This window comes from Cytobacillus oceanisediminis (assembly GCF_022811925.1).
GTDB classification, from domain to species: Bacteria; Bacillota; Bacilli; order Bacillales; family Cytobacillaceae; genus Cytobacillus; species Cytobacillus oceanisediminis_D.
This window is the reverse complement of the sequence record NZ_CP065511.1, coordinates 5,290,518-5,305,263: the sequence shown is the minus strand read 5'-3', so window position 1 is coordinate 5,305,263 and position 14,746 is coordinate 5,290,518. Positions and strand designations below refer to the sequence as shown.

General features: G+C 44.3%; 11 protein-coding genes. 9 read left to right on the top strand and 2 right to left on the bottom strand.

Annotation, left to right across the window (positions count from 1 at the left end):
• Positions 1-158: 158 nt before the first annotated feature.
• Both IRB79_RS26525 and IRB79_RS26520 read right to left on the bottom strand, forming a co-directional pair.
• Positions 159-2,273, bottom strand: a complete 2,115-nt coding sequence (locus IRB79_RS26525; protein WP_243506115.1) for an SA1320 family protein — start codon at positions 2,271-2,273, stop codon at positions 159-161.
• A gap of 13 nt (positions 2,274-2,286) precedes the next feature.
• Positions 2,287-3,228 (bottom strand): DUF1672 family protein, encoded by a 942-nt coding sequence (locus IRB79_RS26520; RefSeq protein ID WP_243506114.1) that lies wholly within the window; start codon positions 3,226-3,228, stop codon positions 2,287-2,289.
• 311 nt (positions 3,229-3,539) lie between these two features.
• On the opposite strand from IRB79_RS26520, the gene IRB79_RS26515 reads away from it, so the two are divergent.
• From IRB79_RS26515 to IRB79_RS26475, 9 genes are all read left to right on the top strand, one after another.
• Positions 3,540-4,835: an amidohydrolase gene (locus IRB79_RS26515; protein WP_243506113.1), complete on the top strand. Its 1,296-nt coding sequence runs from the start codon at positions 3,540-3,542 to the stop codon at positions 4,833-4,835.
• A 16-nt stretch (positions 4,836-4,851) separates the two neighbouring features.
• Entirely contained in the window at positions 4,852-6,279 is a 1,428-nt protein-coding gene (locus IRB79_RS26510) for a M20 family metallopeptidase (protein WP_243506112.1), read from the top strand.
• A 54-nt stretch (positions 6,280-6,333) separates the two neighbouring features.
• Positions 6,334-6,474 carry a hypothetical protein gene (locus IRB79_RS26505; protein WP_243506111.1) on the top strand — a complete coding sequence of 47 codons (141 nt, stop codon included), beginning with the start codon at positions 6,334-6,336 and terminating at the stop codon, positions 6,472-6,474.
• A gap of 272 nt (positions 6,475-6,746) precedes the next feature.
• A complete protein-coding gene (locus IRB79_RS26500; protein WP_243506110.1) occupies positions 6,747-6,926 on the top strand; it encodes a hypothetical protein in 180 nt (59 codons plus the stop codon).
• Between the two features lie 263 nt (positions 6,927-7,189).
• Positions 7,190-8,737, top strand: a complete 1,548-nt coding sequence (locus tag IRB79_RS26495; RefSeq protein WP_243506109.1) for an AbgT family transporter — start codon at positions 7,190-7,192, stop codon at positions 8,735-8,737.
• Between the two features lie 20 nt (positions 8,738-8,757).
• Complete coding sequence (locus IRB79_RS26490; protein ID WP_243506108.1) at positions 8,758-10,032, top strand: M20 family metallo-hydrolase; 1,275 nt, start codon at positions 8,758-8,760, stop codon at positions 10,030-10,032.
• A gap of 56 nt (positions 10,033-10,088) precedes the next feature.
• Positions 10,089-11,327: a M20 family metallo-hydrolase gene (locus IRB79_RS26485; RefSeq protein ID WP_243506107.1), complete on the top strand. Its 1,239-nt coding sequence runs from the start codon at positions 10,089-10,091 to the stop codon at positions 11,325-11,327.
• A gap of 21 nt (positions 11,328-11,348) precedes the next feature.
• Entirely contained in the window at positions 11,349-12,659 is a 1,311-nt protein-coding gene (locus IRB79_RS26480; RefSeq protein ID WP_243506106.1) for a helix-turn-helix domain-containing protein, read from the top strand.
• 573 nt (positions 12,660-13,232) lie between these two features.
• A complete protein-coding gene (locus tag IRB79_RS26475) occupies positions 13,233-14,711 on the top strand; it encodes an extracellular solute-binding protein (protein ID WP_243506105.1) in 1,479 nt (492 codons plus the stop codon).
• Positions 14,712-14,746: the final 35 nt, after the last annotated feature.

The following is a 14,746-nucleotide window of genomic DNA, read 5'->3' as shown; positions in this document are numbered from 1 at the left end:
CAAGGTCGATTTTGTCAACATAAAAAGAAGAAAGAACAAAACCGAGCAGCTACTAAGCACAGTTTTGTTCTTTCTTAATATATGGGACAAGGTACCTGTCCCCGCGTCCCTGTAAAAGGAAAACCGAGCTGCCACTCAGCTCGGTTTATTTATTCCTATTAATTAATCGTCCCGCGATCCACCTGTTCATACAATATCCCCATATTACCCTTCACTTTTTTAGAAACCTCACACAATGCCTCAATCGCTTCAGCTTTATGATGCCCCAGCTGATACACCACGTCATCAAACAGCATTTCCATTTCTCTTAAAATAGCAATAGATGCGAGGTTGTAGAGATGGACATTATAGTAGCCGCTGTTATTAAAAATGGCTGTCTCGACATAAGGCCTAAAATTCTCTAAAAGAGTAGGGTACTCCGCCATTAATCGGTCTAACCCTTTTCGAATGCCTTCAATAGTGCCAGCGAATTCGTCCAAAGGCTCCAGCGCGTTGTTGACACTGTTTCTGATTTTATCATCAAAGTCCGAAAACAGGCCGAATAATTTGCCGGGGATGGTATAGTCCAAAGCGAATTTGGTTGCGCCTTTGATGGTGCTTGATAGGAGTTCCAATGCATTTTCAATATTCAGAGTGATTACCCATGCTTTATGCAATAAAGGCAAGAGGAGTGCATGAGTTGATCTGGTAAAGGCAGTATAAGCAGTATCCATCTGGAATTCCTTAATCTTCATCCTCAGCTCCATGTAGGGGGAATCTTCCAGTTTATACGTATTCGTTCCCTGTACGGATATTGAATTGGAATGAGAGGATTTGCTTCTGATGGACTGTCCGAGGGAAAGGTCCCTGTCATGAAAATTAGCGGCAACGTCCTGGACTTGTTTCTGGTATTCGCTGATATGTGAAAGAAGCTTATCCCGGTTATTGTTTACGATCCCATAATGGGCTTTTAACTCACTGACTACAGCATCATACCAGAGTTCTTTTCCGCCCTCAAACAGCTCCGGGATCTTATTGGAAATAATCCTGATAAGGCTTTTGGAAAGATCCTGAACATCCGCTTTCAAATCATACAAAAAGCTGCGGATTTCATTAAAGATGCTTTCCACACTGACGTTCGTCCGGAAAATATGTTCAAGCAGCTCGGCAGGCGGGGAATTCAGTATATAGTTCAGTGATTTAGCATGACTTTCCGCCACATTTAACAAAGAAACCAAATGATCGATTTCGGCTGTTAATCGATTGCTGATCGAAGTTATCCCCATAAACAGCGGTTCACTGATCAGATTTTCAAACATCTCTTCGAAGATCTTCTGCAGGCGGCTGAGCCGTTCATAATAACGGTTTGCCTCATCGTCTACAATGGCAACCGAGTTGCCGAGGTACTCGTGAGCAAGATTCAATCTTTCCGTAACATGATTTTGCAGGGAGGAAGCAAGAAGATCCAGGTTCTCTTTGTTGATCTCAATGCGTTCTGAGTGACCTCCATAGAGCGGTACTCCTGTCCAGATGCTTGATACGATATGGGCATCAGCATCTACATAGATTTTTCCATAGCCCGGCTTGCCGACTTCTCCAATAACATAGAACTGAGTGCCATCTTCATTCCTCAGATAGCCTGTATGGTTTGTAGCAAGCTTTGAGAATTCAGGAATCCCATTGAAGATTTCATACTGTTTGCCTGGAATCCTGCCATGCAGATCCAATGCAATCAAAGTCTGAGTCAGCACATCGTAGCTGCTGAAGTAGTTTGTAATATTATCATAAGTTTGATTAGGATCCACCATCCCCTCAGGAAGCAGGGCAGGGTTTAAAGTAACTGCATTTACTTCTGGATTTTCAACTGCTACTGCACCAACCAGACCGCCGCCAAGTGAATTTCCCGCGATCGATTTAACGCCGCCAACCTGGTTAAATTTTTGATTCATTTCAGTATAATAGCTTCTTGCTGCAGCCAGCTGGGCGGGAGTTAGGTCACTTAAAAGCTGTGCATCTGTCAGAATATCCTTGTTGCCATATTTACCGCTTGCATCCGTTCCTACATAAATGATGGATATTTCCTCTGTCTCCATATTTACGACTGTCATAGCATCAAGGCCAGTAGGGTCTTCATAACGAGTATCGATAACTGTATAGTCGGTATTATTTACCTGCAGAACTGATTCAAATAGCGGATAGGTATATGCATGAAGGCCTGCCAGTTCAACTAAATCTTTATCATTGTTTGCTGCTATATCCGTATTAATATTTGGTGAACCCTTAAGAGTATCCATATATTCACCTGCTTTATTCCTTAATAATGTAATCCGGGAATCCGCGTTTTAAAGAATTATCTTTAGCACCTTCCGAACTCTGTTTATCAATGAAGTTATCATTGAGAGCGAAGCTGTATGTGCCCTTAGGTATTGAGTCCATTTCTTCCAGCTCTTTCGTGACTTGATTAAATATTTCTTCACTTGGCTCTGCCTGCTTCTCAGCCATGAATAATTGAATATTGATTTTGAAGTTTTCAGGATTAAACGCGCCCTCATCATAGACATTCCTCAAATTTTCCGTACTTTCATCAGGATTACTAATATAAAGGTCATAAACTGGTTTAATAGCCTCTTCTTTACTTGTTAATGCAATAAAATAATATGGAGTCATATATCCGTGTCCGCCCACATTTTGAAGGGTATCCTTTGTTTTTCCGGTTACTTGACCTTCAGCTGCAAGAGTCTCAAGATAGTCGTCGAGCTGTTTGAACTCTTCATTAAAGATCATGTGATACAATCCGCCTTTAATGGCATTTTCCACCTGGAATTCGTCCGCCCATATCTTTTCTGTCATCACTTTCTTTTCTAGTTCATCAATTGGTACTACAGCATAAGTGTAGAAATGCGGCTCACCTTTGGATTCTACAAACACAGTAGCCCCGTCCTTAGCACCAACCACATTATGCACCGTTACATCGGTCTTATATTTTTCCTTAAAAAACTTGATTGCAGCTTCCTCTATCTCATCAAGGCTTTCATCAGCAATTTTATCGGTTTCTTTTCCATATGGAAGTGCATAGCCTTCACCGGTATAATCCTGAACGCTGATCAGTGATTCTTCAGAAGGAGCAGCCTGTGTTTCTTTTGATTTTTCACTTTTCTGATTGTTATTTGCGCTATTCATACCAGAACATCCTCCAAGCATTAATGATATGCCGACACTGCAGAGTAAAATTTTTGTTTTCTTGTGCATTAGTTAAATGTCCTCCCTAAAGGAATATGCCATTCAGAGTATATCCCTTATTTTAGCGGATAGAGTTATATTTTTACAGTTTAAACGTGGAAAATTACACTTTTTAGGTAAAAATAGGGAGAAAGTCAGGGGGTGAATAAGGAGGATTATACTAAAGATTTGCTAAATTTAGCTCCGTTTGTATAAAAATTCACTAAGTCACATTTTAATAGTTAAAAGTTTACTTTGAATTTTCTAATAACATGTGTATAATACATTTAAGGTAATGAAACGGAAAATGTCCGAAATAATATTCAACAAGGGGGATCAACATGGACAGCAGCTTTATAGAGGAGATAGCTCCCCAGATGATCAAATGGCGGCGCACTTTGCATGCACTGCCTGAACTGGGGTTCATGGAGTACATCACTACATACAGGATCGGAAAAGAACTGGAAAAGATGGGTTTCAAGCTTTATATAGGGAAAGACGCGCTTGAAGAAAGTTCCCGTCTGGGACTGCCAGCACAAGCTGATCTTGAAGCCCATGAGAAAAAGGCGAAGGAATTGGGCGTTGAGGAATCCTGGCTCGATCAAATGCGCGGCGGCAATACCGGGCTTGTGGCAGTCTGGGATACTGGCAGAAATGGAGACCATGTTGGTTTCCGATTTGATATTGACGCACTGCCGATAAACGAATCTGCAGATCCTGCCCATCGTCCAGCCAAATACGAATTTGCTTCAAAAGAAGAGAATGTGATGCATTCGTGCGGACATGACGGACATACTGCAATCGGACTTGGGGTGGCTCAGTATATTTCTTCCCATGGTGATCAACTTAAGGGCAGCTTTACCCTTTTGTTTCAGCCGGCTGAAGAAGGTGGACGAGGGGCTCGGGCAATGACAGACAAAGGCTGGCTTGATGATGTTGATTATTTTTATTCAGGCCACATCGGCATTAAGTCCCTGCCCGTTGGAACAATCGCAGCCACAACGCCGGGATTCCTGGCTTCAACTAAATACAATGCTTATTTCAAAGGAGTTTCCTCACATGCCGGCATCAATCCGGAACTCGGGAAAAATGCTTTATTGGCGGCGACGACGGCTGCTAACAACCTCTATGGCATTCCGCGCCACCATGATGGCGTCACCAGGGTGAATGTAGGGAAGCTTGTTGCAGGCAGCGGCCGAAATATAATCCCGGGAGACAGTTATATGGAAATAGAAGTGCGGGGCGAGACACCGGAGATTGCTCAATATATGGCTGAAAAAGCGACCCGGATTATTCAGGCGGCAGCAGATATGCATGATGTTTCCTGCACAATCGAAGCAGTCGGAGTTACGGAAGTGGTTGTCTGTGATGAAGAGCTGATCCCAAAAATTACCGAGTGGTGTGAATCAAGCGAGCTTGTGAAAGAAGTGCTGCCATCTGTCCCTGTCTCCGGATCGGAAGATGTCAGCTTTATGATGAACCGGGTCCAGAAGCATGGCGGCAAAGCAACGTTTATGCTGTTCGGTACGAAGCTCGATTATCCTCACCACCATCCTCAATTTGATTTCGAGGAAGATGCTTTACTGGTTGCGGTCGATGCTTACATTCACATCTTAAATGGCGGATCGGCCATTTAAATTAAAGGAGGAAATCATGACGAACAACTTTGCAAAAACATTTCTGGCAGAAAACAAAGAAACGTTTGAAAAAATCAGCGAGTATATCTATCATCATCCGGAAACTAGATTTGAAGAGTATGCTTCAGCAGAATTTTTAGCTTCTGAATGCGAAAAAGCAGGCTTTCAAGTTGAACGCAAATCCGGAAACATCGAAACCGCGTTTGTAGCTGCCTATGGAAGCGGAGCCCCTGTTATTGGCTTTCTCGGTGAATTTGATGCTCTGTCCGGATTAGGGCAGATGCCAAACAAGACTTCGTATGAGCCAACCGAGCTGAATGTCGGTCACGGCTGCGGGCATAACCTGCTGGGGACCGGCGCTTTTGCGGCAGCCTGTGCAGCAAAAAAGTATTTAGAAGAAAACAATCTGCCTGGAACTGTAAAGTTTTTTGGCTGTCCGGGTGAAGAAGGTGGTTCCGGAAAAACCTTCATGGTCCGCGAAGGAGTATTTGAAGGGGTGGACGCAGCCTTAACATGGCATCCATCTCCGGCCAACAGCATCATGAGCCTTTCAAGTCTCGCAAACTATCAGGTTTATTTTCGATTTAAAGGCTTATCCTCACATGCGGCGAACTCGCCTCATCTTGGACGAAGTGCCCTGGATGCGGTTGAGCTCATGAACGTGGGTGTGAATTACCTTCGCGAGCATGTCGTGCCGGAAGCCAGAATGCATTACGCCATCACCAACACAGGGGGCATCTCTCCAAATGTCGTACAAGCAGATGCTGAAGTGCTATATCTGATTCGCGCGCCCAAGGTTCAGCAGGTGGATGAAATCTACAAGCGGGTATGTAAAATTGCGGAAGGCGCAGCTCTGATGACAGAAACAGAGCTTACCATTGAGTTTGACAAGGCCTGCTCCAATTATATTCCAAACCGCAGCCTTGAAAAAATTCTCTATCAAAGCCTTCAGGAAGCTGGCATCGAAAAGCCGGACGAAGAAGAAAAGGCATTTGCCGAAAGGCTTTGGACAACCCTATCAGATGGTGAGAAAGAAAGTTATTTAGATATTTTAAGAGGATTTGGCTATGTAGGGGACGGAAGTGAGTTTGAAGGAAAATACCTTGCAGAAACAATCTCAGCCTATGAACCTTCCAAAGAAGTTCTAGCCGGTTCTACTGATGTCTCAGATGTAAGCTGGATCGTTCCAACCGCGCAGCTGACAGCTTCAACATCAGCACTGGGGACACCGCTGCATACATGGCAGATGACCACGCAAGGCATCAGCAGCTATGCCCACAAAGGAATGCTCCGAGCAGCTGAAGCCATGGCTTTAACGGCTGTTAAACTGCTGACCGACAAGGAAGAATTGGAAGCTGTCAAACAGGAATTTAATGAATTTAAACAAGCTAATCCTTACAAATGCCCAATACCTAAAGAGGTTATGCCTTCTGCTTTAAAATAAGTGCTTCCCTTCGGACAGGAGGAGCAGAAATCCGGGGGAAGGAGTCCAAAGTTGGTGCACCTTCGGACAGGAGAAGCAGAAAACCGGGTGAAGGAGTCCGAAGTTGGTGCATCTTCGGACAGGAGAAGCAGAAATCCGGGTGAAAGAGTCCGAAGTTGGTGCATCTTCGGACAGGATAAGCAGAAAACCGGGTGAAAGAGTCCCAAGTTGGTGCACCTTCGGACAGGATAAGCAGAAAACCAGAGGAAAGAGTCCGAAGTTAGTGCACCTTCGGACAGGATAAACAAATATCCGAGTGAAGGAGTCCGAAGTTGGTGCATCTTCGGACAGGAGAAGCAGAAATCCTGGTGAAAGAGTCCGAAGTTGATGCATCTTCGGACAGAAGAAGCAGAAATCCTGGTGAAAGAGTCCGAAGTTAGTGCACCTTCGGACAGGAGAAGCAAATATCCGAGTGAAGGAGTCCGAACTTGGCGCCACTTCGGACAGGAGAAGCAGAAAACCGTGAGAAGGAGTCCGAACTTAGCGCCACTTCGGACAGGGGAAGCAGAAAACCGGTAGAAGGAGTCCGAACCAGGCGCCACTTCGGACAGGAGAAGCAGAAAACCGGTAGAAGGAGTCTGAACTTGGCGCCACTTCGGACAGGATAAGCAGAAAACCGGTAGAAGGAGTCCGAACCAGGCGCCACTTCGGATAGGAGAAGCAGAAAACCGGTAGAAGGAGTCCGAACTTGGCGCCACTTCGGACAGGATAAGCAGAAAACCGGTAGAAGGAGTCCGAACCAGGCGCCACTTCGGACAGGAAAAGCAGAAATCCGAAACAGCAAGTCCGAACCTGGCCGCCGCAGCGGAAAGCAACGTCTTCACTCATAAGTAAGAAAATCCAATAAAAAACAGAAAAGCGAGGGGAGTATATGAAAACAGAGAAACAAGGAAAGAAAGTGGTAACAGAAAACAAGAAACCAGGGATTGCCCAGAGATTCCTCAATGGGGTCGAGAAGGTCGGTAACAAGCTCCCGGATCCATTTATATTATTTGCCGGGCTCGCAGTACTTGTCATTATTGTTTCAGCTATATTTAGCGCCTTTGGTGCTACTGTTGTCCACCCTGGCTCGGGAGAGGAACTGGAAGTTAAGAACCTGGCATCTGGAGAAGGCCTGAATTTTATTCTGACATCCATGCTCGATAACTTCACCGGATTCGCGCCGCTTGGCCTGGTTCTGTCCATGATGCTCGGAATCGGTCTTGCCGAGAAAGTTGGCATGCTGGATTATGCCATTAAGAAAACAATTTTAAAATCACCGCCGGCATTAATCACGTACACCGTTGTGTTTGTCGGGATCATGGGGAATATCGCATCAGATGCAGCAATGGTGCTTGTACCGCCGCTTGCTGCAATGGTTTTCTACAAAATTGGCCGCAACCCGATTGCCGGTTTGGCAGCAGGGTATGCATCAGCCGGTGCCGGTTTTACAGCAAACCTGCTGATTGCTGGAACAGATGCACTTTTGGCAGGGATTTCAACAGAAGCTGCCAAGATTATTGACGAGAATATGGTCGTTACACCAATCGATAACTGGTATTTTAATATTGTTTCCGTATTTGTTTTAACCATTGTCGGCGGACTTGTCACGACGAAGTTCATTGAACCGCGCCTTGGAGAATATAAAGGCGATGAGGTAAAGGAAGCTATTGCTGAAGATCCGCCTAATGCCGGCAAGGCTTTGCGGAATGCAGCCATTGCCGGGTTCGCCTATATTGCCCTTATTGTGGGAGCGATCCTTATACCAAATAGCCCGTTAACCAATGAAGATGGCGGTCTGGTTCCATCTCCATTCCTGGATGGCATTATCCCAATTATTCTCTTCTTCTTCATCATTATCGGTACTGTTTACGGAATAACAGTTGGAAATATTAAGAGCAGTAAAGATGTTGCCAATTTTATGGCTGAATCCATGAAGGATATGGCGTCCTATATTGTCTTAATCTTCGCAATCGCCCAATTTATCGCTTACTTCAGCTGGTCTAATATTGCAACCTGGGTAGCAGTAAATGGAGCAGAATTCCTGAAGGACGTGGAGTTCACCGGAATCGGATTGATTATTGGCTACATCATTTTTACAGCTTCCCTGAACTTCCTGATCACTTCAGGTTCTGCAAAGTGGGCGCTTGAAGCACCTGTGTTTGTGCCAATGTTTATGCAGCTTGGCTATCACCCTGCATTCACGCAAGTGGCTTACCGTGTAGCAGATTCATCTACGAATATCGTGACACCGATGATGCCATATATGGTTATCGCACTGTCGTTTATGCAGAAGTATGACAAAAAAGCGGGAATTGGAACATTCATTTCATTAATGCTTCCGTACTCGGTTACGTTCCTGATCACGTGGATCATTATGCTTTTAGTGTTCGTCTTCTTTGGAATCCCGTTTGGTCCGGGAATCGGTCCTTATCTATAAGAACAGGATGTGGTTAAAAAGTGAGTAACCTCGAAAATCAATTAAAAGAGTGGCGGCGTGATTTTCACCGCTATCCAGAGGGAGGATTCCTGGAAATGCGGACAGCCTCCATTGTCGCATCAATCCTGGATGAACTTGGCTTCCGGCTGGAAATGGGCAGGCAGGTAATGGCAGCTGATTATTTTATGGGTAAGCCGAACCAAGAGGAAACAGCCGCACATTATCAATGGGCTCTCGAAAATGGTGCGAAAAAAGATTATATCGAAGCTTTTACAGACGGCTATACAGGCATTGTCGCGACGATGGATACCAAAAAGGAAGGCCCGGTGATTGCATTCCGTGTTGATATGGATGCATTGCCGATCCATGAATCAGAGGCAGACAGCCATATTCCGCAAAAAGAGGGGTTCAGGTCTAAAGTTCCAAACACCATGCATGCCTGCGGACATGATGCCCATACAACCATCGGGCTTGGCCTGGCAAACTTGATTGCTGAAAATAAAGACAGCCTTAAGGGAAAAATCAAATTGATTTTTCAGCCTGCCGAGGAAGGCACCCGCGGGGCTCGTTCGATGGCCGAAGCCGGAGTTGTCGATGATGTGGATTACTTAATTGCCTCACATGTCGGCACAGGAGTTCCAGATGGACATTTTGTGGCATCAAAAAACGGATTCCTGGCGACTTCAAAGCTTGATGTAACGTTTAAAGGAGTTTCTTCCCATGCAGGCGGAAATCCGGAAGAGGGTAAAAACGCCCTGCTGGCCGCCGCTTCTGCTGCCCTTAATATTTACGCTATTCCGCGTCATTCAGAAGGGGCAACCCGCATCAACGTGGGTGAATTGCATGCAGGCTCTGGCCGCAATATTATCGCAGATAAAGCTGTGCTGAAAATTGAAACACGCGGGGAAACGACTAAAATTAACGAATATGTCAAAGCCCAGGCAGAAGCTGTTATCGCAGGATCAGCCCAAATGTATGGAGTAGAATACAAGATTCATACTGTGGGCGAGGCCATTAGTGCTCAAGGTTCAAAAGAGCTGGCATCCGTCTTGCATTCCTGTTCACAAGAAGCTTCCTATATAAAAGAAAGCATTCTTGAAGACAATTCACCTGCAGGCTCCGAGGATGCAACCTTCTTTATGGAGCGTGTTCAGCAAAATGGAGGACAGGCGACATACTGTATTTTCGGTACAGAACTGGCAGCCGGCCATCATAACGAGAAGTTTGATATAAACGAAGGCACGATGATAAATGCCGTCCAGCTGCTGTTTGAATCTATAAAAAAATTAAATTAAGGAATGGATGAGGCAGAGCAATCTGCCTCATTTTAGATAAGGGAGGAGTGTTGAAAATGAAAGAATGGTTGGATAAGCATCTGAAAGCGTTAAATTTAACAGACAACATGAACCAGGCTGAAGGGTTCTGCCGGCTAGGCTACACGAAAGAAGAGTGGCGCGCCATTGATGTATTTGTTTCCATTGCTGAGGATATCGGTTTGAAGGTTGAAAGAGATGAAGCGGGGAATGCGATTGCCCGCTGGGAAGCAGAAGATTCATTACCTGCTGTTGCCGTAGGCTCTCATGTGGATACCGTAAAAGGCGGAGGAGGCTATGATGGAGTGGCCGGTGTCCTTTGCGGTCTGGCTGCCGTAAAGAAATTGAAAGAAGAAGGATTCGAACCTGCTTCACCAATTGAAGTCATTTGTTTTGCATCTGAGGAATCATCTCGTTTTGGCGTATCAACCATTGGCAGCAAGGCTATGAGCGGCCTTCTTAATAAGAAAGAAGTGGAAGGTGTAACTGATGAAGATGGCATCACCATCCGCCAGGCAGTCGAGGACATGGGACTGTCATGGGATGCAATTGAAGAAGCTGAACGGCCGGAGACAGCTTTAAAAAGTTTTATCGAGCTTCACATTGAGCAGGGAACTAGAGTGGAAGATGCCGGGGCAAACTTTGGAGCGGTGACGGCAGTTGCCTGCCCAATCCGCTTAAAGGTAATCATCAACGGACAGATGGGGCACACAGGAACGACGCCAATGGGCAAACGAAAGGATGCCTTTGTCGCGGCTGCACCTCTCGTTCCATTCATATCAGAGACAGCTCTTTCTTTATCGGATTCCAATGCGGTGCCGATTGTGGCAACAGCAAGCACCTTTGAATTAAAGCCGAACGCCATGAATGTGATTCCCGGAACGGTTGAGCTTGGAGTCGATATCCGCAGTGTGGACGATTCGCTGAAAAAAGAAATGGAGGAGCTTATCCGTGAAAAATGCCATCAGCTTTCTGACTCTTTTGGTGTTAAAATAGAAGTAAAAACGCTTGTTCATAATCCATCCGTTCAGCTGGATGAGACAGTGATGCGGGAATTACAGCATTCAGGTGAATCTTTAGGATACAAAGCATTGGTGCTTGAAAGCGGTGCCGGCCATGATGTCATGAATATGGCGGCCAAATGGCCTTCAGGACTTTTATTCATTCCCTGCAAAAATGGGCTCAGCCACCATCCTGAGGAGTTTGCCTCTATTGAAGATCTGGAACTGGGAACAGAGATTATCGCTCAATATTTAAAAATTGAAACAAGTATATAAAGAAGAAGCAGGTGGAAAAGAATGAAGATTCGCGTTGGGGTAGTGGGGCCGGGAGACTCCGTTGGACACATTCTTGCCTTGTCGCGTGAATACAGCGAGCTTGAGATGATTCCATACATTTATAAGGAAACAAAAGAAACGGAAAAGATTATCAGGGAACATCAGACGGAAATCGATTTATGGTTTTTCTCCGGACAGGCCCCTTATTATTACGCGCGTTCAAAAGGGCTGATTGGGGAAGAAAACGCCCATTATCCCCCTCTATATGGCTCCAGTCTGCTGGGAACACTCCTTGAAGCTCATATCAGAGAAGGCGGATTTCAGCAGGCAAGCCTGGACACCATTCAGGAATCCGAGCTGGATACACTAAAGAATACATATTTTTTAGGAGATTTAAACATTCAGGCTTTTTCCTATAATGAGTACGAACCAGCCGAGGAAATCATCCGCTTTCATAAGAAGCTTTTTGAGGAAGGAAAAACGGAGGTCGCATTGACATGTGTCCAGGAAGTTCATGACCGGCTGAGGGAACAGGGAATCCCATGCTACCGGGTGGTCCCATCTCCTGTAGCCATAAAACTTGTACTGCGCTACCTAAGGGAAAGAGGCCAGTCCAATTGGTATAAGCGCTCCCAGATAGCGATTATGGGAATGGAAGTCGTTCACTCTGCAAGCTCTCTGGAAGAGCAGCATTTTACCTATGAAATGAAGCGGCATGAGCTGGAGATTAAGCAGGTCATGCTTGATTATGCCGAAAAAGTCCAAGGCTCCTTTGTGCAGATCGGGGATGGTCTATTTTTTATTTATACAACCCGGGGCGAAATGGATATGCATTTTCAGGAAGCCTCCATGTACTCGCTCATTGAAGAAGCGAAAATCCACAGCAAGCTGAAGGTGAGAATCGGTGTCGGCTACGGGCTGACGGCATATGATGCAGAGCAGAATGTCCGGCTAGCCCTCCAATATGCCAGGGATCAGAAAGCTTCGCCTGTGGTTAGTGTCGATGAAACCAAACAAATTAAGGAACACCTTTCGGAAAGCGGCGAAGAGGCGGTTTCCTACCAGCAGCGCATTTGGGGAGAGGAATGGGAAGAACGCTTTAAGGGCGCCAAAATCAATCCTGCAATTGTATCCAAAATCGAATACCTTTCAAGGCATTATCAAAAAAAGATTGTCACTGCGCAGGAAGTCTCAAGATGGCTGAAAAACACCGAACGAAACTCGAGGAGGATTATGGCGGAGCTCGAGCGGCTCGGGCTTGCCAAAGTGACCGGTGAAGAACAGCCTGGACAGCGCGGGCGGCCGCGGAAGGTTTATGAGTTGAAGTTATAGGCCTTGATTTTAGTTGGTTTAAGAGAACGCACGAATAGAATATGATGGAAATCAGGAAGTCCCCCTTAATCTTCAGAGTATCTCCTGGATTATGGGGGATTCTGTTTTATTGGGAGAAAGATGATTTTCAGATATTAAATTTTATAACCAATCCGATTTATTTCTGCTAAAAATCTGAAGGCATATATCCCGCTTGTAACATGGAGCAAAATGTTGTGGAGGTGCAGCTTGGGTTCAAAGCTGAAGGATGGGGACCTGTTGGATTTTCCAAATTAATTTGAATTTTTAGTAGTTGACTTTAAAACCACTTTCAATTATTCTAAAAGGGAATATAATATGTAACCGGTTACATAAGAGTGTATAATAATTTGGTATCAAGCTCTAACAACATCTATTGATTCAGAATTGTTAGGAACAGCCTTTTATAGTCAATTATGTAACCGGTTCCACATTATTGTGATTCTAGTTAGCTTTTATACTATCAATCTCCTAATATGATGAATGGCAAGGGGGGAGCAATCATTCATCGATTCAATTAGAATATGAAAAAATAACTTTTTAGGGGGAAAAGTAATGAGAAAATCTTTTTTAGCCATATTAAGCCTCATTTTAGTTTTGGGTTTACTGGCGGCTTGTACAAACAAAGAGGAAGCAGGTCAGGGAGATAAAAAAGATAAAGGGGGAGCCACAACAATCCGTGTTGTAATGAAGGATGATAACAGCTCAAACCCTGTATCAGAAAAATATTATGATGCGATTGAAAAAGGGCTCCTTGAAGATGAAAATATTAAAGTTAATTTTGAATTAGTCGACCTCCCGCAAGGCAACTATGCTGAGAAGTTAAACTTGCTGCTCAATAGCGGAGATATTCCTGACATGATTTATTTCCAAGGCGGAGATCAAGCCATGGCTGATCAAGGTTTATTAGAGGATTTAAGACCTTACATCAAGGATTCAAAATATCTAAAGGATATCATTCAGCCTTTTAACGAAAAAAGACTTGCAAATTATCCTTACTTACTATGGATTAAACCGCTTGCTCCTAAAGTTCCTGTCATTAGAGGAGACTGGTTTAACCAAATGGAAACTTCTAAAGCACTAATGGAAAATCCAACTGTGGACAATTACTATTCATTTTTCAAAGAATTAGTCGAAAAACAGCCAGGCGGCGATAAACCTAAATATGCCATTACAGTTGCCGGCGACATTGCAGAAATCGACTATATGTTTGATATGGCTTTTGGGATCAATAAGACTTGGCTGCAAAAAGAAGATGGCTCTTACGAATACGCAAGAGTTTCAAAGCAGCAAAAAGAAAAGCTTGAATTCTATAATAAGCTATATAAAGAAGGTCTTTTGGATCCTCAATACTTAACAAAGCAATGGGATACGAAAGAAAAAGCATTCTTTGATGGAGAAACTGCGATCATCCCTGGTACAGCTGGAAAAGTAATTGATATTTATGAAGGCAAAATGGTTCAAGTGAGCGGAGAAGAAGCTTCACTAGTCATGCTGCCGCCTGCAAAGGGCGAATATCAAGGCTTTGGTGCTACGGATGTTACAAAAGAATCAAGAGGTATTGCAATCTCTGCTAATTCTGAGAATAAGGATCTTGTGTTTAAGATTCTAGATTATATGGCGAGCCCTGAAGGACAAATGATCGACCGATTCGGGTTCGAAGGCGAGCATTATAACGTAGCGGATGGAAAGCTGCAGCTTACTGATAAATATTACAGTGAATGGTTTGCTAGATTCTGGGAGCCGGCTGATTATACACCAGCTACTCCAGTAGATGAAACGACACCATTATTAAGTGAATCTGCAGAAAAGTCACTTAATTCAGCAGAAGAATTTTATGCAGAAGACAATAGCTTCATAATACCAGAAGAATATGTTGCTAACTGGGATGCTATGCAAAACCTGTATATGGAATTTACAACGGACATCATTACTGGTAAGCGTCCAATCTCTGATTTCGATAAATTCGTTAAAGAGTGGAATGAGGCAGGCGGAGAACAGGTTACAGAACTTGCAAATAAAAATTTAAGATAATACTAAAAAAATAGTGGAGACTCTGTTCTCCACTA